The organism is Agromyces sp. NPDC056965 (assembly GCF_042673425.1).
In the GTDB taxonomy this organism is placed as follows: domain Bacteria; phylum Actinomycetota; class Actinomycetes; order Actinomycetales; family Microbacteriaceae; genus Agromyces.
In genome coordinates this window covers 20,048-44,443 of the sequence record NZ_JBHURI010000034.1, presented here as the reverse complement: position 1 = coordinate 44,443, position 24,396 = coordinate 20,048, and the positions used below count along the sequence as shown (strand labels likewise).

The window sequence follows — 24,396 nt, the reverse complement described above, 5'->3', positions numbered from 1 at the left end:
CACGAGGGCGGGCGTACGTCGTTCAGGCGGGTGTCGCGGGGTCCGATGCCGTGTCAGCTGCTCGGCGCCGAGCGGCCGACCGCCTCGCTGGAGACGACGCCGAAGCGCGGCCACCAGCACCGGATCGCCGACCGGTACCTGCGGAACTCCTCGCCGAACCGCGCCTCGAGATCTGACTCCTCGAGCGGCCGGATGACGGAGTTCCACAGCAGCGACCCCGCGATCGCGTAGACGACGACCAGCCACGACGACAGCAAGAGGCCGACCGCGACGCCCTGGACGATGCCCGAGATCGCCATCGGGTTGCGGACGAATCGGTACGGACCCGCGATGACGAGGCGATTCGGCATCGCCGCCGGCAGCGGGGTGCCGCCGCCCCTCGTCGACATCGCGGCCGCCGACCACAGCCCGAGGGCGCTCGCGAGCACGAAGACGACGATGCCGACCGGGACGGCGATCGCCGGGAACGGGATCGCGAGCGCCCAGCGGTGTTCGAGCGCGGCCAGCGCGAACGGGATCACGCCGAGGAAGAGCCCCCAGAAGACGACGATCTGCAGGGCAGCGCCCGTCAGGTGCCTCGACGTGGCCGCACGCGCATCAGCGGGGCGGAACGCGAACGGCCCCGCTGCGATGCGTTCCGTCGGCACCCGCCCGATGAGCACGAGACTCAGGGCGACGATCGATGCGAATGCGGCTGCCGACATCGCGAGCACGCCCCACCCGGCCTCGGTCGTCACGGTCGCGTAGACGGCGAGGGCGACCGTGACGGCGACCGTCCATGCGGTGGCGACGACGGCGGCCCACCTCAGCCCGAAGGCCGCTGCCGCCGACGCGGCGACGAACAGGGGAATGTCGAAGGCGGCGACGACGACCGGATCCAGGCTGCCGAGCGTGGCTTCGCGCACGGCGGGCACGAGGAACACCGCGACCCACCACATGGCACCGGCGACGGCCTGCGCGGCGAAGTACGTGCGGCCCCAGGGCATACGCGAATGATATCGGCGCGGTGCGCCGCGGCATCCGTGGATCTCGCCGACCGACTCGGCGTCGTCGAGCGCGACCGCCTGCTGACGCTCCGCGGGATCCTGGGACTTGATCGTGTCAAGCCCCTCGGCGTTTCTTGTGCACCCCGTCGCACGGGCAATACGGTTCCTCCAACCGGCCATCACAGTCGGCACGAATGACCGGAGCGAACATGACGAGCACCTCGGCAGAACTCACCACACCCCGCGGCGACCTCACGAGACAGATCACGGTCGCCACCAGTGCGGCGCTCGCGGTGATCGGCGCGTTCGTCGGGTCGGGCGCAGCCGGAGGCACGCCGGTTCAGGATGCCTCTGGCGGGGCGCTCGCCGCCGACGCCACGCTCATCGCGCCGGGCGGCGGTGCGTTCAGCATCTGGTCGGTCATCTATCTGGGACTGGTTGCGTATGCGGTGTGGCAGTTCCTCCCGGCGCAGCGCGCTGCGCAACGGCAGCGCCGTCTGGGCTACCTCGTCGCCGCATCCCTGGTGTTGAACGCCGCGTGGATCCTCGCGATCCAGTTCGACCAGCTCGCGCTCAGCGTTCCGATCATCGTCGCACTGCTCGTCGTGCTCATCCTCGCGTTCCGGATCTGCCGTGCGACCCGTCCGACCGGTCGCGTCGACGCCGTGCTGACGGATGGCACGATCGGCCTCTACCTCGGCTGGGTCAGCGTCGCCACCGCTGCAAATCTCACCGCCGTGCTCGTGGCGGCCGGGTTCGACGGCTGGGGACTCGCACCCGAGGCATGGGCCATCGCAGTGCTCGTCGCCGTCGGCGTCATCGGGGTCTGGCTCGCCATCTGGGATCGCGGCCGCATCGCCCCGACCCTGTCGCTTGCCTGGGGCTTGTCGTGGATTGCGATCGCGCGGCTCACGGATGCACCGCCGTCGACCCTCACCGCTCTGGCGGCCATCACCGCGGCGGCGGCCATCGTCGTCGCGACGATCTGGAGCCGGCTCTCGACGATGCGGACACGGTCGAGTGTTCAGTGACCGCACGAAACGACACAGTCGCATCGCGCTCTTCGTGCCCGTCACTCGCACCGTGAGCACGTGCTCGGTGGCCGGGCGGCGCATGCCGCGGCATCCGCTGCCGGCTCGGCTCAGCCCTTCGCGGCAGCCGACTCGGCGTAGTCGAGCGCGACCGTCGCGATCATGTCGACGTAGTCGTTGTCGTGGTTGTACGAGAAGACGGCGGCACGCCAGCCCTCGGAGTTCGTCATCGGACCGGACTCGCAGAGGTACCGCGCCGTCGACAGGGCGGCATCGTCGATCTGGTTCGGGTCCGCGATCCCGTCGCCGTTGGCGTCGGTGCCCCACTTCTTCCACGTCGAGGGGATGAACTGCATCGGCCCGACCGCTCGGTCCCACGTGGTGTCATCGTCGAACTCGCCGTCGTCGGTGTCCTCGATCTTCGCCACGTCGGCGCCACCGTCGAGCGCCGGGCCGATGATCGGCGGCATGGCGTTGCCGTCGTCGTCGAGCATGGATGAATCGTGGCTCCCGTGCTCCGATTCGACCGCCCCGATCGCAGCGATCGTGGCCCAGTCGAGGCCGCACTCCGCGTCTTCCTCGGCGATCACGACGTGCGCGAGCGCGTAGGCCGCAAGAGCCCGCTCGGGAATGCCCGTGTCATCGGAGACGCGCTCGAGCCATTCGGGATCGACCGACGGCATCGGCGCCAGCTTCGACCCCGAGAGCCCGCTCGGCTCCTCGGCGTCGCCGGTTTCGCCCGCGTCGCCGCTCTCGGCCTGCTCGTCGCCCTCCTCTTCGGACGGCGTCGTCACGGGCGGCATCGCAACGCCTGGCCCGAAGGCGTCGGGCGCCGCGAACCCGCCGGGGTTGCTCGCCGTGCCGACGAGGTTCACCGCGAAGACCGCGCCGATCACCAGGGCGATGGCGCCGACGACGATGCCCACGGATGCCGCAGCGCGCCGGACGAGGCGCCACTTCGACGCCGGCGCTCGATTCGGACGACGCTCGCCATACGCGTCATCATCGAAATCGTCATGCCAGGACAAGGTCGCTCGCTCCGTTCAGCCGTGGGCGCAGGGTCCCACCGGGCCCGTCGTCGCCGCGCTCTCGAGCTCGACGATGACGACCCGAACCTTCACAGTACCCGCGCGTCGCGACCGCCGCATCCGTCGTCGCGGTCGTCGCGGTCGTGCGGGCACCTTGCCGTCACCCCGCGCGGCCGATGCTCAACCAGCCATCCGGTCCCGGTTGCTCCGTCGCGCCGCCGCCGGCCTGACCGGAGGCGCCTTTCAGCGCCTGCAGCTGGCGTTCGATCTCGGCCTGGGCCGAGACCGCTGCGAGCTGACGCTCGATGTCGGCGTCGGGCGCGGCCGTGAGGTCCGTCAGGGCGCCGCTGGCGAGCAGTTCGTCGGTCGCCGCCGCGCGCGCCTGCATCTGCGCGACGCGATCGCGGGCACGGTCGAGACTCGACCCCACATCCGTGATCGTGTTGCTGATGCCCGACACCGCCTCGTTGGCGCGCACCTGCGCCTCGGACGCCGTGTACGTGGCCTTGATCGTCTCCTTCTCGATGCGGAATGCGGCCACCTGGTCGGTGAGCCGGCGCTCCCGATCCTGCAGCTGCGCCGTCTGCCGGTCGAGGGCCGTGAACTGCTGCTGCAGCTGCGCGACCTGCCCTTCGAGCATGGCGCGGCGCTCGAGCGCGGCCCGTGCAAGGTCTTCGCGCCCCTGCGCGAGCGCCTCGGCGGCTTGGGAGCCCAGGCGCTGATACCGCGCACCCATCTCCTCGCCCTGCATCTCGATGCGCTTCTTCGCGGTCGCGACCTCCGCGACCGCGAGTCGCACCTGCTGCAGCAGCTTCACCTGCTGGTCGTAGCTGTCGTCGAGCGTCTCCCGCGGATCTTCCATGCGGTCGAGCGCCTTCGACGTCTTGCTCCGGAAGATCGTGCGCATCCGCGCCGAATTGCTGTTGCTGGTGCTCATGGTCGGTTCCCCTCATTTCGAACTTCGGACGTCGTCGGTGGTCGCACCGCTCCGACGCGGCCGTCGCGTCGGTTCAGTGCCTGAAGCTCTTCGATGCCCGACTGCAGCGCCGCGACCTCGCGATCGACGTCGGAGCCGAGCGCGGAGAGCGCGTCATCGGTCGTGCCCGAGAGCCCGGATGCCACGGCATCTCGCACTCGGCGCACGAGCGCCTCGACCTGCTCGACGCGGCGACGAGCCGCCGGAATCTCGTCGGCGAGCACCGGGGCGCTCGTCTCGGACTCGAGCAACCGCAGCTGCAGGTCGAGCACGCCGCCCTCTTCGCCGATGCGCCGGAAGAGCCGTGGCAGCTCGCCGCGGGCGCCGCCCGATCCACCCGATTCGCCGGCGAGCTCGACGGCGGCGCTTCCGCTGCGCAGGGCGTCATCGAGTCGCACTCGCAGGGCGAGCACCGTTCGTTGCGGCCCGTGACTCACGCGAGCTCGGGCGCGCAGCGCCGTCGCGCCGACGGCTCGGCTTCGGCGAACGCGGCGCACGAGGGCCCGCACGATGAGCACGAATGTCACCATGACGCCGATCGAGAGCAGCACGATCGCTCCCAGCCCGATCAGGATCGCTTCGATGCCGGTCATGTGCATCACCTCGCCAGTTCGACCAACTCGCCATAACGCGATATAACGCGTGTCGCACAAGATACTCCGGAATCGCCGGAACCGTGAGTGCCGACGCCCGATTCGCAGGCGGCACGCAGATGACGCACCGCTCGAACGGTCAGCCGCTCGACGCGATCGAGCGCAACGAGTACTGGCGCACGCGCACGAATCGCGTCGCTGCGCATGTCGACAGCAGGGGCTCGGAGCGCGTCTCCTCCAGCTCGACGACGATCTCGCCGCCGGAGTCACCAGCGCCGTGCGGCCCGCCGAGCCGAACGCGCCATCCGATGTCGGCCGCCTCCTCGGCGATCGGCGCGAACGCGTCGATGCGCTCATCGCCGAACGCCTCGCGGGCGAAGTGCTGGGCCGCCTGCACCGGATGCGTCAGCGAGCTGCGGCCCCGATAGCGTTCGGGCACGATGCGGCCGGCGTCGAAGGCGTCGGCGATGCGCACGGGGTCGCCGTCGTCGGCGTACCCGTAGTAGAGCCCGTGCGGGAAGACCACCATGGTGCCCGCGAAGCGGTCGCCGCCGAGGTGCGAGCACTCCCAGGTCTCGTCGGGGCGCGATCCGGCGAGCGCGGCGACCACCCGGCGACCGCGCACCGCGCAGCACTGGTCGTGCCGGGCATGGGTGCAGACGCAGTAGACGGGCTGCGATGACGGCGTGCCCGTCGACCCGTCGAGCGGCACGTCAAGCAGGGCCGCGGCATTCGGCACCTCACCCCAGACGACGCGCTCGCTGCCCGGCCGCGAATCGACGATCGCCCATCGTTGCACCGTGGGAGCAGCGCGCCGACCGGTGCGGCGGATCGCGAGGGGCCGCATGCCGGCGCCCTCGATGCGCCGCACCAGTGCACGGCCGAGTTCACGGTCGAACGGCTCGTCGAGCAGGGCGTTGTGCCCCCAGCTGCCCGCCACCTCGACGAGGAACCAGCGCAGCCCGCGCGGGCCCGTACCGACGAGCGGATCGTTCCGCTCGCGAGCTCGATCGCTGCACGGGGCCCAGTGCTCGACGGCGAGGGTCACGCGGGCGCCACCACGAATCCCTCGCGCACGAGTCGGCGTACGACGACGACCGAGCTCTCGGCATCGAGGAGGGGCAGCTCGCCCGGCGTGACGATGTCGCCCTGCGCGAGCCGGCGCACGGCCTGCTCGGCCTCGACCGGGAGCGACAGCGTCTTCGCCCGCCCCACGATGCGCACGCGGTCGTCGATCGTCGTGACGCGCACGGGCAGCGACGCGCGCCAGCGCACGGGAGTCGACGCGTCCAGCGTCGCGAGCGCCTCGAGCGTCGCGAGCGGTGCAACCGGTTCTGCGCGGGTCTCCCCGTCGAACCGGCCGCCGAGCACGGCGGCCGGCCGCGAGGCATCCGTCTGCTGCAGCGTCTCGACGAGTGCCTGCACCGTCTGCGCGACGATCGGCGCGAGCGCCTCGGGGTCGTGCACGTCGATGCCGAGCGGGAGCGAGGTGCGCAGCGCGGCAGTGTCGCCGACCTGGCGCAGCAGCGCGTCGACGAGGTCGGCGCGCGTGTAGGCCGCCACGCCGATGGTCAGGTGCACGGATGTCTCGCCGAGCGCGGTCGCCGAATGGATCCACCCGCGCGGCAGGTAGAGCGCATCCCCCGGTCGCAGCACCGCATCGATGACCGGCTCGCCCGTCGCCGCCCGGGCGACGGCGCCGCGATGCTGGTCCCACGGCTGGGCTCGCAGCGGGTCGACGTGCACCGGCGCGTGGATGCGCCAGTGCTTCTCGCCCGAGATCTGCAGCACGAAGACGTCGTGGGTGTCGTAGTGCGGGTCGAAGCCCTGCGACGACGACGGGGTGACGTAGGCGTTCACCTGCGCCGGGTGACCGAGGTCGTCGATGAGCTCGCGCGTGAAGTCGATGATCGGTGGCCACAGGCGGTGCAGGCCCTGCAGCACGATGGTCGCGCCGCCCGCGAACTCGGCGAGCACCTTGTCGCTCGAGACCTGATCGGCGATCTCGGCACCGAAACCACCCGAGGCGGTGTACGCGGATGCCGCGAGCACCGAACCCTCGTTCGCCATCCGGATGAACGGAGTGCGCACGCCGCGACGCGTGATGAGCTCGTCGACGGCGGCGACCGAGAAGAGATCGTCGAAGCCGTGCTCGAGGTCGGCGGCGGTCGAGAGCAGCGGTTCGCGACCCCAATGTCGTTCGGCGAACTCGTCAGCCGGGACGCGGATGCAGCGCGAAAGCGCGGGCCGCTCGATGGGCCCGCGCTCCGGTGCGGTCACTACGCCGAACCGTCGGCGCCGCCGTCGTGTCCACCGGGGTTCGCGCCGCCGTCGGCGACACCCTCCCCCGCTGCCGCGGACCCGTCGGCACCGCCGTCGTGACCACCGGGGTTCGCGCCGCCATCGGCGACACCCTCACCCTCGGCGGCCGATCCGTCGGCCCCTCCGTCGTGGCCCTTCGGGTTGGCGCCGCCATCGGCGGTGCCTTCGCCTTCGGCCCCGGGCTCGAGCGTGATGTCGTCATCGTTGATCGTCATGAGAGTTCCTCTCTTCGCCTGCTCGCTCAGCGTATCGAGGGCACCCCTTCTCCGAAACGGGTTGACGGATTCCGTTCGATGCGACGTGAGCGCGATCGGGATGGGCTCAGTGCGCTTGCAGGGCGTCGAACGGAGCGATCGTCACGATGCCCTCCACCTGGCGCGCGAATTCGGGGTCGAGCGTGATGAAGGCGTCGGCCTGAAGCTTGGCGACGGCGACGAACTCGGCGTTCGTCGTATCGTCCCAGTCGAGTTGCTCGGCGATCTGCCAGGCGACCGCTCGAGACACGCGGTCGCCCAGGAGACGCACGCGCATCGATGTGAGCCGCCCGAGCTGCTCGATCGCCGCATCGCGGCTCACCTCGCCGTGACGCACCTTTCGATAGAGGTGCGACAGCACCCGCGAGCGGAGCACGTTCGGCGCGACCAGCTGGTGGTCTTCGGAAGCCGTGAGCCCCGCTTCGATCAATCGCGTCGCGGTGAGGGCGTCGATCCCGAATCGTGTCATGGCTCGTTCCTCTGCTCGCGGCCATTGCCGGTGTTGGAGCGCGGCCGACCCGGCCGGTGCCGACTGATCGGAGTCGGGGCGCGCTGCGCCATACGATACGACGGTCAGTCCCTCGGCGCATCCACGCCATCGGGACCCGGACCCGGACCCGCCGTCCGGCGTCTCCAGCACGTGGATGCGCACTCTTCCGCACGCAGGTCCGGACCGCTAGCGTGAGGCCACCGTTGTTCGCTCGGTGCAAGCACACTGCATCACCCGATCAGCTGAGGAGCTCATCGATGGACACTACTGCGCATCCGACCGTGCTCGAATCGCTGTCGGCCTGGCTTCTCGTCGTCGCGTTCGCCCTGTCCCTTGCCTACGAGCTCTGGAGGGCGACCGCCAAGGCGGGCGTGTCGCGTCACGACTCCATGCGAGCATTCGTGCGCGAATCCTGGCTGTACGTCGTCGCCGCCGTCGTGATCTTCCTGCTGTTCGCGGGAGTGCCGTTCGCTGCGTGGGTCGGCCTGGTCTTCTCGATCCTGGTCATCCTCGTCTCGATCTTCTACTACAACCCGAAGATGATGGTCGAGCGGAAGCCCGGCATGATCGACTGGTTCGAAGACCTCGTCTACACCGGGTTGGCGTTCGTCGTCGCAACGCTGTTGAGCCTCGAGGTGTCAGGACTCGCACTCACCTAGGCCCCTCGCCAGCGAGCCGCATCGTCTGCCCGGCCCTCGCCGCGAAGGCCGTCGCGCTCGCCGTGATCGTGTGCCGCATGACCTCGACCGCCGCGGTCGACGCGACGTCGGCAGGGCGGGCGACGCTGATCGTGCGCTCGAGGGCGGGCCGGTCGAGCGCGGGCGCGGGCGCTCCGAGCCGCACCGACCGCAGGCCGGGCCGGTCGATGAGCACCATGGCGGGAACGATCGCGACCCCGAGCCCGCGCTCGACGAACCGCAGCACGGCATCCATCTCAGCGCCCTCGAGCACGACGTCGGGCGTGAGGCCGGCCGCACGGAACGCCGCGTCGGTGGCGCTGCGCAGGTCGTAGCTCGAGCTGAAGACGATCTGCGGCAACGCCGCGACATCCGCCAGCTCGATCGTGTCTCGCGTCGTGACCGGCGGCGCTCCTGCCGACGAGATCACCACGAGCTCCTCGACGAGCAACGGCGTCACGGTGAAGCGCTCAGCGGTCGCGGCGTCCGACGTGGTGATGAGGGCGAGGTCGAGCTCTCCGCTCGCGAGTTCGTCGAGGAGCCTCCGCGATCCCTGTTCCGAGAGGTGCAGTTCGATGCCCGGATGCTCCGCGTGGAACGCGCTCAGCACCTCGGCGACGAGGCTGATGCAGAGGGTGGGTGTCGCGCCGAGCCGCACCCGCCCGCGCTCGAGGCCGGCGAGCTCGGCGAGTTCGCGCCTGACCGACTCGGCGTCGGCGAGCATGCGCCGGGCGAGCGGCAGCAGCGACTCCCCCGCCGTCGTCAGGGTGCTGCCGCCCCGAGCACGGTGGAAGAGCTCGGCCCCGAGGTCGTGCTCGAGTGCGGCGATCTGGCGGCTCAGCGAGGGCTGGGCGAGGTAGAGCTCTTCGGCGGCCCGCGTGAAGTTGCCGAACCGGGCCACCTCGACGAAGCTGCGCAGTTGCTCGAGGTTCATATCGAGAGCCTATGCACATCGTCGCCGCGACATCCATGCGTTCGGCGGATGCGTCCGGGTCGGTTACCCAGGGTGCGTGACGCACGACCTGATAGCGTCCAGAAGATCCCGCACCTGGAGGCCAGCGCATGACGAACGACCCCATCCGCGTGCTCTCGACCCTGCCCATCGACGCGGCGCCGGGACACGAGGGCACCGAGGCGTGCAGCGTCGACAACCCCGCCAGCCGCGTCATCCGCGAACTGCTCGCCCGTGTCGGCGACAAGTGGAGCATGCTCGTCATCGGCGTGCTGCACGACGGCCCGCTGCGGTTCACCGAACTGCAGCGCAAGATCGACGGCATCTCGCACCGCATGCTCACCCAGACCCTGCGAAGCCTCGAGCGCGACGGCCTGGTCACGCGCACGAGCTACCCCGAGATCCCGCCGCGTGTCGAGTACGCGGCGACGGAGCTCGGCCGCTCACTCTCGGTGCCCGTCATCGAACTCGCACGGTGGGCCGCTGCGCACCACGACGACATCCTCAACGCGCGAGACGCGTTCGACGACGAGCACTGAGCCCGGCGCAACTGGGTCGGGCGACGGCTGGGCGCAGTTTTCGATAGCCCCCGTGCATGGTTTCCACGACTTATATGCATTGGAGTAATCGACAGCGCAAACCTAGCGTTGACGGCATGAGCACCCCCAGCACCCCCAGCACCTCGGGCAGCACCCCTGCCGAGCGCCAGATCTCCACCACCGTCCTCATCATCGGCACGGGCGGATCCGGCCTTCGCGCCGCCATCGAACTCGCCGAGGCGGGAGTCGACGTGCTCGCCCTCGGCAAGCGCCCCAAGTCCGACGCGCACACTTCGCTCGCGGCCGGCGGCATCAACGCCGCCCTCGCCACGATGGACGCCGACGACAGCTGGCAGCAGCACGCCGCCGACACGCTCAAGGAGAGCTACCTGCTCGCCGACCCGCGCACCGTCGTCACGGTCACGGAGGGCGCGGCCCGGGGCATCGAAGACCTCGAGCGCTACGGAATGCCGTTCGCCCGCGAAGACGACGGCCGCATCTCGCAGCGCTTCTTCGGCGCGCACACCTACCGCCGCACCGCCTTCGCGGGCGACTACACGGGGCTCGAGATCCAGCGCACGCTCGTCAACCGGGCCGCGCAGCTCGACGTGCCGATCCTCGACACGGTCTACGTCACACGCATCCTCGTGAACGACGACGGCGCCGTGTTCGGCGCCTACGGCTTCGACCTCGAAGACGGCACGCGCTACCTCATCCACGCCGACGCGGTCATCCTCGCCGCGGGCGGTCACAACCGCATCTGGCGGCGCACCTCGTCGCGGCGCGACGAGAACACGGGCGATTCGTTCCGCCTCGCCGTCGAGGCCGGCGGGCGCCTCCGCGACCCCGAGCTCGTGCAGTTCCACCCGTCGGGCATCATCGAGCCCGAGAACGCGGCCGGCACCCTCATCAGCGAGGCGGCGCGCGGCGAGGGCGGCATCCTCACCAACGGCCTCGGCGAGCGCTTCATGCACAAGTACGACCCCGAACGCCTCGAGCTCTCGACCCGCGACCGCGTCGCCCTCGCCTGCTACACCGAGATCAAGGAGGGGCGCGGCACCCCCAACGGCGGCGTCTGGCTGGATGTCTCGCACCTGCCCCGAGAGACGATCATGCAGCGCCTCCCCCGCGTCTACCAGACCATGCTCGAGCTCCAGATGCTCGACATCACGAAGGAGCCGATCGAGATCGCGCCCACCGCGCACTACTCGATGGGCGGCGTGTGGGTGCGCCCCGACGACCACGGCACGGATGTCCCCGGGCTCTACGCCATCGGCGAGGCATCCAGTGGCCTGCACGGCGCCAACCGGCTGGGCGGCAACTCGCTCATCGAACTGCTCGTCTTCGGACGCATCGTGGGCCGGGCCGCGGCCGCGTACTCGGCCGGGCTCTCGGCGCAGCAGCGCTCGGCCGCCGCGGTGCAGACCGCGCGCGACGAGATCGCGGCGCTGCTCGCCGCCGACGGCACCGAGAACGTGCGAGCCCTGCAGCGCGCCATTCGCAACACCATGACCGAGCACGCCGGCGTCGTACGCGACGAGGCCGGCCTCCTCGCCGGGCTCGACGAGCTCGACGCGATCGAGGCGCGCATGGCCGACATCGGCGTGCATCCCGACATCGCCGGCTACCAGGACCTCGCGCATGCCTTCGACCTGAAGTCGGCCGCGCTCGCCGCCCGCGCCACCCTGGCTGCGGCGCTCGAGCGTCGCGAGACCCGCGGCTGCCACAACCGCAGCGACTACCCCGAGACGGATGCCGCGCTGCAGGTGAACCTCGTCTGGTCGCCGTCGACCGGCGTGACCCGCGAGGCGATCCCGCCGATCCCCGACGAGATCGCCGCCCTCATGCGCGAGGAGGTCTCGGTGGCGGGCAAGCTCGTCGAGTAGGCGGGTCGCCCCGCACCCGTCAGGCGCGTTCCACCGGCAGCCACAGCTCGGTGGTCGCCGTGCTGAAGTCGGCGGCGCGGTCGAGGATGGCCACCATCGACGGGCCGGGCCTCAGCTGCCACGGGTTCGAGGGGAACCACTCCGAGGCCGTCGCCGCCCACGTGGATTGGAGCGCCGCCGGGTAGGGTCCCGCCGTGCGGAACACCGCCCAGGTGCCGGCCGGAACCTCGATCGCATCGAGCTCCTCGGGCACCGACGTCGCTTCGCCGACGGCCACGCCGTGCAGGTAGGTCAAGTCGCTCCCCTCGGTGGCGTCGGGGTCGACGTCGGCGCTGACCTGGAGCAGTCCTGCCGGCTCGGTGTCGCTCAGCGCCTTGAGGCGAAGATGCTCCGCTTCGGGCAGCGAGGCGATGTGGGCCTGGATGTGCGGATTCGGGCCCCGGTGGATGAGCGGCACGCGAGCTGCGTGGCCGACGAGCCGGAATGCCGGTCGATCTGCGATGCGAGTCTCCATCGTGGTGTTCCCTTCTATGGTCAGGCGGAACCTGAGCTGCGGTTGTGTGCGAAGGGGGCCACCGTCTCGCCGCGCGTCGCCCGGACTGATGCCGTGCACCGCCCGAAAGGCTCGGCTGAACGCCTCTGCGGAGCCGTAGCCGAAGCGCACCGCCGTTCCCAGCAGGTCTCGTCCGTCGAGCACGTCTGCCGCGGCGACCGTCATCCGCCGTCGCCTGATGTACTCGGACAACGGCATGCCCGCCAGTGATGAGAACATCCGGCGAACGTGATACTCGGTGACGCCGAGGCCGGTCGTCAGTCCGGCGATGTCGATCTCCTCGGTGAGGTGATCCTCGATGAGATCGATCATCCGGTTCAGCACTGCGATCACGATTGCCTCCTTCGACACCAAGCCTCGTCATCGGCCCGCGCCCACACCCAACTATCCCGGTTCGATCCGATCGAGCTCCGATTCGCCCGTGCGCGTGGTCTACTGGAGCTTTCGCCTCGCGCCCGAGCAACTTCAGGAATGCACATGTGCCACCCGCCGATTTCCGCCACCGAACTCGTCGGCCTCAGCACATGAACGACGCACCGTCCCCCTCCGCGAACACGACGACCACGACGACGACCCCCGACCTGCGATGGCTGCAGGCCTCGGAACGCGAGGTGGCCACCGCGATGGCGACCATTCGTCGCGAGTCACGCCCGAAGTGGGTGCCGACGAAGCGGCAGGTGCTCGTGCACGTCAACGGCTGCCTGATCCTCTGGTACCTCTGCTTCGTCTTCATGGCCATCGGCATGCGCGTCCACCTCTACGAAGTCCGTCAGGCCACCGCCGCGGACATCGGCGAACTGGTCATCGCGATCGCCGTCCTCGCCGTCTGGCTCTTCGGCGCGTACCTGCTGCGGCGCTGGGCGGCACAGCCGCCGTCGCCGCGGGCCCGGCTGAAGGAATGGCGGCAGACGCTGACCGCACTTGCCAACGGCTTCGAACCGAAGCCGAGCCCCGTCGCGACCTTCTCCTCGATCATCACCGTCGAACGCACCGCCGTTCGCGAGTACCCCCGATTCGTCGCACCGGGCGTCGAGATCGGCAACCTCAGCTACCGCAGCTCGGGTCGCTCGGGCGAGTGGCACTACATCGCCGTCGAGTTGCCGTCGCCGCTGCCGCACCTCATCCTGGATGCGACATCCAGCGGTCGCATCAGCGGCGACCTGCCCGTCGGTTTCGAACGCGAGCAGCGGATGTCGCTGGAGGGCGACTTCGACCGGTGGTTCCACGTGTACGCACCGCAGGCGTACGGGAAGGAGGCGCTCTACGTCCTCACCCCCGACGTGATGGCCGCGCTCATCGACGATGCCGCCCGCTACAACGTCGAGATCGTCGACGACACCCTCGTCTTCTTCATCCCGGGCGCCGCAGATTTCGCAGAAGCCGAGACGTGGGAGTCCGCTCACGCGATCCTCACGACGGTGGCTCCGCGCATCGTCGCGAAGTCACGACGCTATCTCGACGAGCGAGTGCCGGGCCAGGACGTTCCGCGGGTGCTCACGAAGATCGCGGCCGCGCGCACGGACCCGAAGGCCCGGTGGATCGAGCCGCGGCCGATCATCGGGCCCGACGGCCGACGGCTCGACATCCGCGATCGGCGCACGGGCGCCTGGTCCATCGTGGCTGCTGTCGGCTGGTTCGCGCTGCTCACGTTCCTCTACGCGGTGCCGGGCATCTTCGCCTTCGCGGGCCTCATGTCCATCGTCGACGGCCGGTAGCCGGCATGACCAGGTCCCGACGTCGCCGTGCGGCCCGCGATGCCGCCGTCTACGGTTGGCGGAGGTCGGGCCGACTCGGCGCGCTCGAGCGCATCGGTCATTCGTCATGGGTCGCCGCACTGCTCGTGCAACTCCTCGCGCTCGTGGCGGTGCTCGTCGTCGCCGCGAGCTGGCTCGTTCCGGCCGTCACCGCCGGGGTCGCCTCCGGCTGGGACACGAACCTCGATGGAGGGCCGCTCCGGGCCGCTTCGCTCTCCGGGCCGGCGTGGATGTACGGCCTGTTCGGCCTCGCCTTCCTGGCGATCGCGGTGTGCGGGCTTCCGTACGTTGCACGCGAGGTTCGGAAGGACCGCCGGCCGAATCCGATCCTGACGCTTGCGCCGGGCTTCCTGACGGTGCAGACCGTCCACGATGTCAGCCGCGGCACGGGCGTTCGGAAGCCGAGGCTCAGGGAGGCTCCGATCGTGCTCGAATGGCACGAGATCGCGGGGGTCGAGTCGAGCGGCGACCTCGAAGACGAGCGTCCGATACTCGTCGTTCGTCGCTCCGCGGCAGCCGACCGTGGCCTGCCGCTCGACGCTGCCGGCGACGGCGATGACGTGAGGATCCGCTTCCGCGGGAGCGCTCGCGATGTCGCGGTGCTCTCCTACTTCCTGCACAAGCGACGACGGCAGCAGCAGCTCGGATCGGAGGAATCGCTCCGACTGGCGCAGCAGCTGTCGACGACCGGGCTGCCCGCCCACTGACGATCACCGGCTCGACTGGATGGCGCGCTCGATCAATCGGGCCGACGCCGCCGCCCCATCGGCGCCGCGATACGCCTCGCGGACCTCGTCGGCCGCGGCGCGGATCACCGGGTCGTCGAGCACACGACGCACCGCATCGAGGAACTCGGGCTTGCGCACCTGCTTCGGAGACACGGCGATCGCGTTGCCCCGACGCTCGCAACTGCGCACGTGCCAGGTCTGCTCGGGCTGGAGGCCCATGCCGACGAACGGCACGCCCGTGGCGCAGGCGGTCTGCACGGTGCCCTGTCCGCCGTGCAGCACCGCGGCGTCGACGAGCCCGCCCAGCCGGTGCGCCGGCAGCAGCTCGGTGACGTGCACGTTCGCCGGCACCGCATCGCCGGGTTCCAGGTAGTGCCGGATCGGCGCGATGACGTTGATCGGCAGGGTGCCGAGGGCCTGTGCGGCGTCGAGCGCCAGCCGACGGTCGGCCGAGGATCCGAGGCCGAGGTAGACGAGCGGCTCGGGTGCGGCGGCGAGCTCGGTGACGAGATCGGGCAACGGCGACTCGAGGTGGGCGAAGATCGGCCCCACGAGCTCGAATCCGTCGGGGAGCTCGAACCCGTCCATCTCCCACGGCATCTCGGTGACGAGGTTGCGATCGGCGGTGAGCAGGTCGGAGACGGTGCGCAGCGGAGGGACGCCGTTCGCCTTCGCAACGCTCGTGAAGGCGCGTGGCGCGAGCGGTGCCGAGTTGTAGATCCACCGGAACACCGAGGTCGCGACCCGGTCGGCTGCGCGCGCGAGCCGCCCTTCACCGCCGACGAGCCAGAGGTGCTTCGCCTGCGCCACCTGCGGGCGAGTGAGCGGGAACGGCACCGGGTAGAAGAGCGGAACAGCTTCGGCACGGGCCGAGATGAAGGAGGTGAGGTTCGATCCCGTCACGACGGCGGCAGCGCCGAGCTCGCGGATCATCCGCCGCTCGAGCTCGACTCGCGTGGTGACCAGCGCCGTCGTGAACGGGCTGCGGAACGAGCGACCCTGATCGAACGCGATCGCCTGATCGCGCTCCGCCCGACTCCACGCCGGCTCGCACGCGCGGTAGTCGAACCCGGCCTCGCGGATGAGGTCGACGAAGTCGGTCTCGTACCCCATGAACACCACGCGGTGCCCCGGGTCGAGCGCCTGCGCCACCTGGATCATGCGCGTCGTCTCGGCGAGGTTGAACGTCACCGGGCAGAACAGGACGGTGGCCATGCGAGAACGTTAGCGCGGAGCGCGGCATCCGCTCTTTCGTAGACTCGGTGAGGGCCTGATCTCGGCACACCGCCATACCTCTGCACGAAAGGCGCGAAGTGCTGACCGACACCGCGCGAGAGTTCCTCTCCGAATACCACCTCGCCACGCTCTCGACCCTCGATCGGCACGGCCGCATCCACTCGGTACCGGTCGGCATCACCTACCTCGACGGGGTCGTGCGCATCATCGGGGGCGGCGGCTCGCAGAAGTTCGTCAACGCCGAGCGTAGCGGCCGAGCCAGCGTCAACACGGTCGACGGCGGGCGCTGGATCAGCTTCGAAGGTGCGGCTCGCGTTCACAGCGATCCCGAATCGGTGGCCCTCGCGGTCGAGCTCTACGCCGCGCGCTACCGGCAGCCGCGCCCGAATCCGGAGCGGGTCGTGCTCGAGCTCACCGTCGAGCGAGTGCTCGGCTCGGCCGGGATGCGCGCGAGCGACGGCTGACCGACCGCCGCCGTCTCGATAGCCTGTTCGTCCACCCCACGAACGAAGGAGATGCTGTGAGCATCCAGCGCATCCAGCCCGGCCCCCGCATGAGCCAGGCGGTCGTCCACGGCGACACGGTCTACCTCGCCGGCCAGGTCGCCGCCGGCGCCACCGTCGAAGCGCAGAGCGCGGCCGCCCTCCAGCAGATCGACGAGTTGCTCGCGAGCGCGGGCACCGACAAGTCCAAGCTGCTCAGCGCCACGATCTACCTCGCCGACATCGCGACCTTCGCCGCGATGAACTCGGTGTGGGACGCCTGGGTCGACGGCGCCAACCCGCCTGCCCGGGCGACGGTCGAGGCGAAGCTCGCCACCCCCGAATTCTTCGTCGAGTTCTCGGTGATCGCCGCGATCTGATCGGGTCGAGCCTTCATTGCGGGAGGGCCGGATGCCTCGTGGCATACGGCCCTCTCGCATGGTTCTGCAGGCGTCATGTTGCTGGCATGCTTGTCGCCATGGTCGGCATCCGATGAAGCAGACGTCCACGGTGACGATGGTCGATCGATTCACCGCGTTCCCGTCACGGGCGAAGGTCGTCGCCGCCACCGCCGGTGTCGTCATCGTGCTCGGCGCCGTCGCGATCCCGATCGCCGCGGTCGCCGTCGACGGGCGCAACCGACAGCTCGCTCTCGAGGTCGCTGCGGCTGAGGCCGCCGCCGAGCAGCAGGCGTCGGCCGAAGCTCTCGCTGAGGCGATCAGCGCCGCGGCGCAGCTCAACGCCGAGTACGCCGGGCTCACCGTCTCCCTCGCTGCTGTGGTGCATCCGACTGCCGCCGAGGCATTCGAGACGGCGCGCATGGCGCTCGCCATGGCCATCGCCGCCGGTGACCTCGACGAGGTCTCGACGGCGGTCACCACCGCGGCGAAGGCGATGAACGGCCTCGTCGCCAGCGCCGAGGTGCAGGCCGAGGCGCTCATCAGCGCGAGTCCGCTCGCCGGCGCATCGAGGGATTCCCTCGCCCAAGCTGTCGCCGAACTCGCCACCGCCGACGACATCACCGCGGCGCTCGCGCAGGTGAAGATCGCCTCCGACGCTGTCGTCGCGGCTCAGGCGGCCGGCCAGGCGGCGGCCGACGCGGCAGCCGCCGCGAAGCAGGCCGCGGAAGCGGAAGCGGATGGCTCGAGCGAGTCAGGACCATCCGGCGGAGGCCCCTCCGCCGGACCCAGCTCGGGTACGCATCCCGACGCCCCCGGGATCATCGGGATGCGGCCGGGCGGGCGCGGGAGCTGCGGCGAGAACCCGACCGGCCAGACCGTCTGGCTCGATTTCGGCTGGCAAGCACGCGAGGGCAACACGGTCGAGATCTACTCCGCCCTCACCGACGGCGACTACCAGGCGAGCGGCGGCTTCAGCCTCATCGCATCGGGAGGCTCATCGGGTACCGCCAGCATCCCGGTGACGTGCCCGGTCGGGCTCGGGCCGGCCTCCTTCGTCACGGTCAAGGCCGTCGCGAGCAACCCGAACGGGTCAGTTGCCGCCTTCTACTGGGGCCTCTGACGCGACCATCTTCGCCAGATTCGTTCATATAAATATTGACTTATATAAGCGACAGTGCAATCATGCTCGTATGCACGCGCTCGATGTCCTCGGAGATCCGGTACGACGCCGCATCCTCGAACTGATCGCCGACGGCGAGGCCCCGGCCGGCGACGTCGGCCGCGTCATCCAAGCGGAGTTCGGCATCTCGCAGCCCGCGGTCTCGCAGCACCTGCGAGTGCTGCGAGAGTCGGGCTTCGTGACCGTGCGACCCGATGGGGCACGGCGGCTGTACGCCGTCGATCCCGCACCGCTGGCGCAGGCCGACGCCTGGTTCGACACGTTCCGAAGCTTCTGGCAGCCGAAGCTCGACGCGCTCGGCACCGAGCTCGCACGGGGCAGGCTGGCGCAGCGGAAGGCCGCCGACGGCGAGCGCGAGCAGAACGATCCATCCCCGAACGGCGTCCCGACGACACCCGTCGACCCGCCGCGACCGTGACCGAAGGAGCACCGAAATGGTTGACGTGAACGCCCAGATCGACGCCGTCGCACGCCGCATCGAGACGAAGGAGGTCGACGACGCGCTCGCCTACGTGCAGACGCTCGCCCAGACCTACCCCTCCCCCATCGACGACGTGTGGGACGCCGTGACCTCTGCCGAGCGCATCCCGCGCTGGTTCCTCCCGATCAGCGGCGACCTTCGACTCGGCGGCACCTATCAATTCGAGGGCAATGCCGGGGGCGAGATCCGTCGCTGCGATCCGCCGGCGGGCGGCCAGGCGGGCTACACCGTCACCTGGGGCATGGGCATGGGCGAGCCGGCGATCGTGAACGTCCGACTCGTCGCGCTGGATGCCTCGTCCACTCGCCTCGAGCTCGAGAACGTCGCCACCGCCGCGAGCATCCCGGAGGGCTTCTGGGAGCAGTTCGGCCCCTCCGCCACCGGCATCGGCTGGGACCAGGGCCTGCTCGGCCTCGCCCTGCACTTCGCGGGCGGCGACGACGGTATCGCCCCCGAAGAGGCGGCGGCGTGGGTCGTGACCGACGAGGGCAAGTCGTTCATGCGACGCTCGGCCGACGCGTGGGCTGCAGCCCAGCACGACGACGGCACCGCAGCGGATGTCGCGAAGGCCGCCGCCGACCGCACCTATGGCATGTACACCGGCGAGCTGCCGCCGCCCGAGATGGGCTGACGGCACGTCACGTCGTCGCGACGCCCGTCAGCGAACCGAGCACGGCATCGATCGTCGCCTCGGCGGCGTCGCGCCACGGCACCCCGTCGAGCAGGTCGTCGGTGGCGAGCGCGGCGACACCGTGCACCGCAGCGAAGACGACGAGCGATTGGCGTTCGACGTCGCCCGGCCGAACCTCGCCCCGCGCCTGCGCCTCGCCGACCAGTTCGATCACGACGGCCATGCTCGATCTGCTGAGCCGAACGAGTTCGGGCGACGCATCTGGGTGATGCTTCGCCTTGTACATGAGGTCGAGGATCGCCGGGTGCTCGACCGCGAATCCGATGTAGGCGAGCCCCGCGGCGCGCAACTGCCCGGCGAACGTCGTCTCGCCCGCCACGGCCGCCGCGAGCGTCTCGTTCATACGGGTGAAGCCCGCGACCGCGATCGCGTCGAGCAGCGCAGTGCGGTCGGCGAAATGACGAGCGGATGCCCCGTGGCTGACGCCGACGTCTCGTGCGAGCTGTCGCAGCGACAGGGCCTCGAGGCCATCACCGTCGATCGTCGCCCATGCGCGTTCGAGGAGCTCCTGGCGCAGGTTGCCGTGGTGGTAGGCGCGTTCGGTCACTCGTGCACTCTACTCGAAAGTAGACATTGACAACAATGCTGTCACTGTCTACATTTGCTCACATGACCACTGACTTCTCCGGTACCACCGCCCTGATCACCGGCGCCAGCTCGGGCCTCGGCGCCGCCTTCGCGATCGGATTCGCCCGTCGGGGCGCCGACGTCGTGCTCGTCGCCCGCCGCGAAGATCGGCTGCTCGAACTGGCCGAACGCATCGAGCACGAGCACGGCGTGCGCGCGACGCCCGTCGCACTCGACCTCGCACGGCCTGATGCCCACACGGCACTGCGCGCTGCGCTCGACAACCGGGGCATCCGCGTCCAGACCCTCGTCAACAGCGCCGGCTTCGGCGTCAAGGGCGCCTTCGTCGACGCCGATCCGGCTCGCATCGCCGCGATGGTGCAGCTGAACGTCGCCGCCGTCGTCGCGATCACGCGCGAGTTCCTCCCCGAGCTCGTGCGCGACGGGCGAGGCGCGCTGGTGAACATCGCGAGCACCGCGGCGTATCAGCCGTGCCCCGACATGGCGGTGTACGGGGCATCCAAGTCGTTCGTGCTGAGTTTCACCGAGGCGCTCGCCTACGAGACCCGCGAGTCGTCGCTGCGAGTGCTCGCGCTCAGCCCCGGCGCGACGAGTACCGAATTCTTCGATGTCGTCGGCACTCGCGACGCCGCCGTCGGCCGATTCCAGACGCCCGAGCAGGTCGTGGCGCTCACCCTCAATCGCCTCGACCGACTCCGTCCGCCCGCGAGCGTCGTCTCCGGCCGGGCCAATGCGCTCACGAGCACACTGGTGCGGTTCCTGCCGCGAAGCCTCGCGCTCGCGACCAGCGGCCGGGTGCTCGCGGAGTCGGCTCGATGAGCCTCGCGTTCCTGCTGACGACGCTCGTGGTCGTAGCCACTCCGGGCACCGGGGCGGTCTACTCCATCGCGGCGGGCCTGTCGCGGGGAGCGAAGGCCGGAATCGTCGCCGCGTTCGGCTGCACACTCGGGGTGCTTCCGCACGTCGTCGCGGCGATCACCGGACTCGCCGCGGTGCTGAACGCCTCCGCGATCGCCTTCCAGACGATCAAATGGCTCGGCGTCGCCTACCTGCTCTACCTCGCGTGGCAGACCCTCCGCGACCGGTCGGTGATCGAGGTCGACCAGGCCGCCGCGCCGGCATCGTTCTGGCGAGTCATCCGCACCGCCGTGCTCATCAACCTGCTGAACCCGAAGCTGACCATCTTCTTCTTCGCGTTCTTGCCCCAGTTCGTGCCGGCCGGAGCGGCCGACGGTACCCTGCGCATGGCGGGTCTGAGCGTCGTGTTCATGGCGGTCACCTTCGTCGTCTTCGCCCTCTACGGGCTGTTCGCCGCCACCATGCGCAACCGCGTGATCACCCGCCCCCGGGTCATGGCGTGGCTGCGACGAACCTTCGCCGCAAGCTACGTGCTGCTCGCCGGTCGGCTGGCGCTCGAAAGCCGGTGAGCGTGCGCGTCGCAGGTTCGCGCGCCGGCGCACCAGCCCTGTCGCGCTCAGAGGGTGCGCCATGCGCTCGGGTTCCGGTACGGTCATCGACGTAGACAGATCAGCGCCGCCCGCCCCGGCTCTCGCACCCGTGACCCCGTCGACCCGTCGATGGGGTCTTCCTCATGCCCTCGTCGGCGTCGGCATCTTCGTCGTCTGCATCCTCGGCCCGTCGATCATTCCGATCGAGTTGATGAGCTACCCGGTCTGGTTGGCGGTGACCTTCGCCATGCCGGTGCTCATCATCGGCTGGATCGTCGTCGTCTCGCGACGGTGGGGGTCGGGCAGCCTCATCCGCGACTACGGGTTGTCATTCAGGTGGATCGACCTGCTGGCGATTCCGGTGGCGTTCGCCGTGATCTGGTTCGCGGAGCCGTTCTTCATCTCCATCGCCCTGATGATCTTCGGCGACCCCGGCGGATCCGACACGAACGTGATCGTCACCCCCGACCCGGCGATCTGGGTGCCGATGACCTTCCTCGCCGTCGTCAGCGCCCCGATCATCGAGGAGGTCGTCTTCCGCGGAATGCTGCAGCCCTCGCTGAAGCGCTGGTTCGACGGGTACGCACCCGACCAGGACCGCAGCTACCGGGCGACGAATGCGGCCGTGATCATCACCGCGGTGATCTTCGCCTCGCTCCACCTTCCGCAGGTGCTCGGCGGCGTCAACGGCGTCAGCCTCGCCGCGGCCACGTTGTTCTCGGGCATCGTGTTCGGAGCCCTGGCGATGGCCACCCGGCGCACCGCGCCGTCGATCGTCGTGCACGCGGCGTCGAACGTCGTCGCGACCGCCTCCGCGTACGGGCTCCTGGCCTGACCTACGCCGAGCGGAGCACCTGCGTGAGCGCGTCGACCTCCGCGAGGGTCATGCCGCCGGCGCGGAGGTAGCCCGACGCATCCCCGTGCTCCGACTCGATCCAGTCGAGTGCGGCTTCGATCGCCGATGCGGGCGCTTCCGTTGCGAGCGTCTTCAGCCGTGGAGTGAGCGGCACCCCGATGGCGGTGATGAGGCCGGTCAGCGCATCGGCGAACTCGCCGGCGAGATTCTGCTGGGTCAGGGTGTAGTCGTCGACGATCGCATCGCGCGGCACGCCGGCGAGGAGCATGAGCAGTGCTGCCGCGAGGCCCGTTCGGTCCTTCCCCGCCGTGCAGTGGAACAGCACGCCGGGCCGGTCGGTGCTCGCCGCAGCGACCACGGCGCGCCCCAATTCGGCGAACTGGGGCGCACTGCTGCTGAGAATGGCGACGTACAGGTCTTCGAGCGTCGGCACCTGCTCGACGATCTCGGAGATCTGCGCGGCAGAGGGAGGGACTCCCTCAACCGACGGCAGCAACTGCCGCACCATCTCGTCCATGGCACCGCCGAGCACCGGCAACTGGACCAGCTTCACGCTGCCGTCCGGCGGAAGCACGTCGGCGGACCGCGCCCGTTCCCCATCGGTGCGCAGATCGATGACCGTACCGATGCGCAGCTCGCGAAGAGCTCGAAGCCCCTCGTCGGTCAGCCCCGAGAGCGCATCCGACCGGAACAGGACCCCGGAGGCCAGCGTGCCCCCGCCCTCCAATGGAACCCCGCCGAGCTCACGTGCGTTGTGCGTCACTTGCAGAACAGAACTCAAGTCCATCGCGTACGGCCCTCTCCCCAGTCGTCCAGTCAGACTATCGACGGATCGCTCTGAGAAGGCCGCAGCCGCTGTCAGCTCCGCGGGGTGGCAGGCCACGATCGACGCGGGCCTGATCAGTGCACGAGCGAACTCAGCCAGATGACCGCGAGTCCCAGCACCGTCGTGATCACCGCACTGAGCAGCCGGAAGTACCAGGCGCCGCGGTTTCGCTCGGAATTGACCCAGCCGATGACGGCGAGACTGACGATCCCGACGCACAAGGCGATGTAGTACGCGACATACTCGTCGACCCAGCCCAGCGTCGCGAGGGCGAGCACCAGGACCGGCAGCAGCATGGCCAGCAGCATCCCGACCGATCGCGAGGCGGAGCGAGCAACGGCCCGGCCGATGGGAACCGCACGCCCCTCTGCGGTGCGCCGGCTCGCAACGACGACGGCATAGATATGGGTCAGCCAGAACACGCCGACCGTGCCGACGATGAACAGCAGCACTTCGAGGTCGGTGTCGAACTTCCACCCGACGGTGATGAGTGCGGTGACGAGCACCAATCCGTAGACGGCGTGCTCGGTGTTGTAGGCGTCGAGCACGAACCTCACGGGGCGTGCCGCCGCAGCGGTACGACGAGAATGCGCGGCCTCTTCGCCCATGCACACAGATTCCCACGCAACGGGGCCTTCTGGCGAGCACGCGGCGAACAGCCTCGGCCCCGGCGTCAGCTCCGGGGCGTCCACCCCGACGGCAGCGGGCCGTCGATCGCCGCTCGCTCCAGGTCCGCCGCCGCGGACCAGCCCTGCGCGGCATCCGTCGCATCGAAGCCGCCGCGTGCGACACGGAACCCGACGTCTTCGTGGTGCATGCGCGGTGCGCCGCCGCGGCGAACCGACGCCCGCACGCTCCACGCGTCGTCGGCGTATCCCCCGCCGCGGAACACGCGGTACGCGTCGTAGCGAGCGGAGTCGAGCAGGTCCCAGCACCACTCCCACACGTTGCCGAGCGTGTCGAACAGCCCGTTGAGGTTCGGATGCTTCCCGCCGACGTCTTGCGGATGCGTCACGCCGTCGGCGCTCGTCCAGGCGACCTCGTCGAGCGGACCGTAGTGCGGACGCGTCGACCCCGCCCGGCAGGCGAACTCCCACTCGGCCTCGGTCGGCAGGCGATAGCCGTCGGCATCGACGTGCCAGGTGACGTCTTCTCCGTCGTACGTGTAGGCCGGCTCGAGCCCTTCCCACTCCGATGCCGCGTTGCAGAACCGAACGGCCCGCAGCCAGCTCACGTCGGTCGCCGGCCGACGCGGATGCCTCGCCGTCTCGCCGAGCAGCTCGGCGAGCTGCTCCTGCGTCACGGGGTACACGCCGATCTCGAACGGCTCGAGCTCGACACTCCAGCGCACATTGCGGCGGGCGTCGTGCAGGGCGACCGTGCCGCCGTCGATGCTCGCCATCTCGATGTCCGTCACCGAGGCAGTCTCGCACGCCCG

Annotated in this window: 29 protein-coding genes; 14 read left to right on the top strand and 15 right to left on the bottom strand. The window is 70.0% G+C overall.

The window, feature by feature from the left end:
* Window positions 1–53: 53 nt before the first annotated feature.
* Entirely contained in the window at window positions 54–986 is a 933-nt protein-coding gene (locus ACFTQE_RS10640) for a methyltransferase family protein (RefSeq protein ID WP_376925035.1), read from the bottom strand.
* 209 nt (window positions 987–1,195) lie between these two features.
* Between ACFTQE_RS10640 and ACFTQE_RS10635 the strand changes: the two genes are divergently transcribed.
* Window positions 1,196–2,017: a tryptophan-rich sensory protein gene (locus tag ACFTQE_RS10635; RefSeq protein WP_376925034.1), complete on the top strand. Its 822-nt coding sequence runs from the start codon at window positions 1,196–1,198 to the stop codon at window positions 2,015–2,017.
* A 110-nt stretch (window positions 2,018–2,127) separates the two neighbouring features.
* Here the strand turns inward: ACFTQE_RS10635 and ACFTQE_RS10630 are convergent, their stop codons facing one another.
* The 7 genes from ACFTQE_RS10630 to ACFTQE_RS10600 all read right to left on the bottom strand — a co-directional run bounded on the left by ACFTQE_RS10630 (window position 2,128) and on the right by ACFTQE_RS10600 (window position 7,659).
* Window positions 2,128–3,045: a lytic transglycosylase domain-containing protein gene (locus tag ACFTQE_RS10630; RefSeq protein WP_376925033.1), complete on the bottom strand. Its 918-nt coding sequence runs from the start codon at window positions 3,043–3,045 to the stop codon at window positions 2,128–2,130.
* Window positions 3,046–3,205: 160 nt separating this feature from the next.
* Window positions 3,206–3,982 carry a PspA/IM30 family protein gene (locus tag ACFTQE_RS10625; RefSeq protein ID WP_376925032.1) on the bottom strand — a complete coding sequence of 259 codons (777 nt, stop codon included), beginning with the start codon at window positions 3,980–3,982 and terminating at the stop codon, window positions 3,206–3,208.
* Window positions 3,979–4,614 carry a hypothetical protein gene (locus ACFTQE_RS10620; RefSeq protein ID WP_376925031.1) on the bottom strand — a complete coding sequence of 212 codons (636 nt, stop codon included), beginning with the start codon at window positions 4,612–4,614 and terminating at the stop codon, window positions 3,979–3,981. The genes ACFTQE_RS10625 and ACFTQE_RS10620 overlap by 4 nt, the downstream gene beginning before the upstream one ends.
* A 139-nt stretch (window positions 4,615–4,753) precedes the next feature.
* A complete protein-coding gene (locus tag ACFTQE_RS10615; RefSeq protein WP_376925030.1) occupies window positions 4,754–5,662 on the bottom strand; it encodes a sucrase ferredoxin in 909 nt (302 codons plus the stop codon).
* Window positions 5,659–6,894: a cupin domain-containing protein gene (locus ACFTQE_RS10610; RefSeq protein WP_376925029.1), complete on the bottom strand. Its 1,236-nt coding sequence runs from the start codon at window positions 6,892–6,894 to the stop codon at window positions 5,659–5,661. The genes ACFTQE_RS10615 and ACFTQE_RS10610 overlap by 4 nt, the downstream gene beginning before the upstream one ends.
* Window positions 6,894–7,151 (bottom strand): hypothetical protein, encoded by a 258-nt coding sequence (locus ACFTQE_RS10605; protein ID WP_056657317.1) that lies wholly within the window; start codon window positions 7,149–7,151, stop codon window positions 6,894–6,896. The genes ACFTQE_RS10610 and ACFTQE_RS10605 overlap by 1 nt, the downstream gene beginning before the upstream one ends.
* A gap of 106 nt (window positions 7,152–7,257) precedes the next feature.
* Window positions 7,258–7,659 (bottom strand): hypothetical protein, encoded by a 402-nt coding sequence (locus ACFTQE_RS10600; RefSeq protein WP_376925028.1) that lies wholly within the window; start codon window positions 7,657–7,659, stop codon window positions 7,258–7,260.
* A gap of 278 nt (window positions 7,660–7,937) precedes the next feature.
* On the opposite strand from ACFTQE_RS10600, the gene ACFTQE_RS10595 reads away from it, so the two are divergent.
* Window positions 7,938–8,339, top strand: coding sequence for a hypothetical protein (locus ACFTQE_RS10595; RefSeq protein ID WP_376925027.1), 402 nt, complete (start codon window positions 7,938–7,940; stop codon window positions 8,337–8,339).
* Here the strand turns inward: ACFTQE_RS10595 and ACFTQE_RS10590 are convergent.
* Window positions 8,332–9,291: a LysR family transcriptional regulator gene (locus ACFTQE_RS10590; RefSeq protein ID WP_376925026.1), complete on the bottom strand. Its 960-nt coding sequence runs from the start codon at window positions 9,289–9,291 to the stop codon at window positions 8,332–8,334. The genes ACFTQE_RS10595 and ACFTQE_RS10590 overlap by 8 nt on opposite strands.
* Before the next feature lie 128 nt (window positions 9,292–9,419).
* On the opposite strand from ACFTQE_RS10590, the gene ACFTQE_RS10585 reads away from it, so the two are divergent.
* Window positions 9,420–9,848, top strand: coding sequence for a winged helix-turn-helix transcriptional regulator (locus ACFTQE_RS10585; protein WP_376925025.1), 429 nt, complete (start codon window positions 9,420–9,422; stop codon window positions 9,846–9,848).
* A gap of 116 nt (window positions 9,849–9,964) precedes the next feature.
* Entirely contained in the window at window positions 9,965–11,734 is a 1,770-nt protein-coding gene (locus ACFTQE_RS10580; RefSeq protein WP_376925024.1) for an L-aspartate oxidase, read from the top strand.
* A 19-nt stretch (window positions 11,735–11,753) separates the two neighbouring features.
* Here ACFTQE_RS10580 and ACFTQE_RS10575 read toward each other — a convergent pair whose 3' ends face one another.
* Entirely contained in the window at window positions 11,754–12,620 is an 867-nt protein-coding gene (locus tag ACFTQE_RS10575) for a GyrI-like domain-containing protein (protein ID WP_376925023.1), read from the bottom strand.
* A gap of 191 nt (window positions 12,621–12,811) precedes the next feature.
* On the opposite strand from ACFTQE_RS10575, the gene ACFTQE_RS10570 reads away from it, so the two are divergent.
* Together ACFTQE_RS10570 and ACFTQE_RS10565 are read left to right on the top strand one after the other, a co-directional pair.
* Window positions 12,812–14,002: a hypothetical protein gene (locus ACFTQE_RS10570; protein ID WP_376925022.1), complete on the top strand. Its 1,191-nt coding sequence runs from the start codon at window positions 12,812–12,814 to the stop codon at window positions 14,000–14,002.
* Between the two features lie 5 nt (window positions 14,003–14,007).
* Window positions 14,008–14,748, top strand: a complete 741-nt coding sequence (locus ACFTQE_RS10565; RefSeq protein ID WP_376925021.1) for a hypothetical protein — start codon at window positions 14,008–14,010, stop codon at window positions 14,746–14,748.
* A gap of 3 nt (window positions 14,749–14,751) precedes the next feature.
* Here the strand turns inward: ACFTQE_RS10565 and ACFTQE_RS10560 are convergent, their stop codons facing one another.
* Window positions 14,752–15,984 carry a glycosyltransferase gene (locus ACFTQE_RS10560; protein ID WP_376925020.1) on the bottom strand — a complete coding sequence of 411 codons (1,233 nt, stop codon included), beginning with the start codon at window positions 15,982–15,984 and terminating at the stop codon, window positions 14,752–14,754.
* 98 nt (window positions 15,985–16,082) lie between these two features.
* Between ACFTQE_RS10560 and ACFTQE_RS10555 the strand changes: the two genes are divergently transcribed.
* From ACFTQE_RS10555 to ACFTQE_RS10535, 5 genes are all read left to right on the top strand, one after another.
* The gene (locus ACFTQE_RS10555; protein ID WP_375838004.1) at window positions 16,083–16,469 is read left to right on the top strand and encodes a TIGR03618 family F420-dependent PPOX class oxidoreductase; all 387 of its coding nucleotides are present in this window, start codon (window positions 16,083–16,085) and stop codon (window positions 16,467–16,469) included.
* Window positions 16,470–16,525: 56 nt separating this feature from the next.
* Window positions 16,526–16,867: a RidA family protein gene (locus ACFTQE_RS10550; protein WP_376925019.1), complete on the top strand. Its 342-nt coding sequence runs from the start codon at window positions 16,526–16,528 to the stop codon at window positions 16,865–16,867.
* 112 nt (window positions 16,868–16,979) lie between these two features.
* Complete coding sequence (locus ACFTQE_RS10545; protein WP_376925018.1) at window positions 16,980–18,008, top strand: hypothetical protein; 1,029 nt, start codon at window positions 16,980–16,982, stop codon at window positions 18,006–18,008.
* A 70-nt stretch (window positions 18,009–18,078) separates the two neighbouring features.
* On the top strand, window positions 18,079–18,486 hold the full coding sequence (locus tag ACFTQE_RS10540; RefSeq protein ID WP_376925017.1) for an ArsR/SmtB family transcription factor: 408 nt from the start codon (window positions 18,079–18,081) through the stop codon (window positions 18,484–18,486).
* A gap of 16 nt (window positions 18,487–18,502) precedes the next feature.
* Window positions 18,503–19,180, top strand: a complete 678-nt coding sequence (locus tag ACFTQE_RS10535) for an SRPBCC domain-containing protein (RefSeq protein ID WP_376925016.1) — start codon at window positions 18,503–18,505, stop codon at window positions 19,178–19,180.
* Between the two features lie 7 nt (window positions 19,181–19,187).
* On the opposite strand, the gene ACFTQE_RS10530 is transcribed toward ACFTQE_RS10535, so the two are convergent.
* Complete coding sequence (locus ACFTQE_RS10530) at window positions 19,188–19,787, bottom strand: TetR/AcrR family transcriptional regulator (RefSeq protein ID WP_376925015.1); 600 nt, start codon at window positions 19,785–19,787, stop codon at window positions 19,188–19,190.
* Window positions 19,788–19,849: 62 nt separating this feature from the next.
* On the opposite strand from ACFTQE_RS10530, the gene ACFTQE_RS10525 reads away from it, so the two are divergent.
* The 3 genes from ACFTQE_RS10525 (at window position 19,850) to ACFTQE_RS10515 (ending at window position 22,111) form a co-directional block, all read left to right on the top strand.
* Window positions 19,850–20,647 carry an SDR family NAD(P)-dependent oxidoreductase gene (locus ACFTQE_RS10525; RefSeq protein ID WP_376925014.1) on the top strand — a complete coding sequence of 266 codons (798 nt, stop codon included), beginning with the start codon at window positions 19,850–19,852 and terminating at the stop codon, window positions 20,645–20,647.
* Window positions 20,644–21,255 (top strand): LysE family translocator, encoded by a 612-nt coding sequence (locus ACFTQE_RS10520; protein ID WP_376925013.1) that lies wholly within the window; start codon window positions 20,644–20,646, stop codon window positions 21,253–21,255. The genes ACFTQE_RS10525 and ACFTQE_RS10520 overlap by 4 nt, the downstream gene beginning before the upstream one ends.
* 130 nt (window positions 21,256–21,385) lie before the next feature.
* Window positions 21,386–22,111 (top strand): CPBP family intramembrane glutamic endopeptidase, encoded by a 726-nt coding sequence (locus ACFTQE_RS10515; protein ID WP_376925012.1) that lies wholly within the window; start codon window positions 21,386–21,388, stop codon window positions 22,109–22,111.
* A 1-nt stretch (window position 22,112) separates the two neighbouring features.
* On the opposite strand, the gene ACFTQE_RS10510 is transcribed toward ACFTQE_RS10515, so the two are convergent.
* The 3 genes from ACFTQE_RS10510 to ACFTQE_RS10500 all read right to left on the bottom strand — a co-directional run bounded on the left by ACFTQE_RS10510 (window position 22,113) and on the right by ACFTQE_RS10500 (window position 24,375).
* Window positions 22,113–22,895 carry a tyrosine-protein phosphatase gene (locus ACFTQE_RS10510; RefSeq protein WP_376925011.1) on the bottom strand — a complete coding sequence of 261 codons (783 nt, stop codon included), beginning with the start codon at window positions 22,893–22,895 and terminating at the stop codon, window positions 22,113–22,115.
* 137 nt (window positions 22,896–23,032) lie between these two features.
* On the bottom strand, window positions 23,033–23,515 hold the full coding sequence (locus ACFTQE_RS10505; protein WP_376925010.1) for a hypothetical protein: 483 nt from the start codon (window positions 23,513–23,515) through the stop codon (window positions 23,033–23,035).
* Window positions 23,516–23,631: 116 nt separating this feature from the next.
* Complete coding sequence (locus ACFTQE_RS10500; RefSeq protein ID WP_376925009.1) at window positions 23,632–24,375, bottom strand: formylglycine-generating enzyme family protein; 744 nt, start codon at window positions 24,373–24,375, stop codon at window positions 23,632–23,634.
* Between the last annotated feature and the right edge of the window lie 21 nt (window positions 24,376–24,396).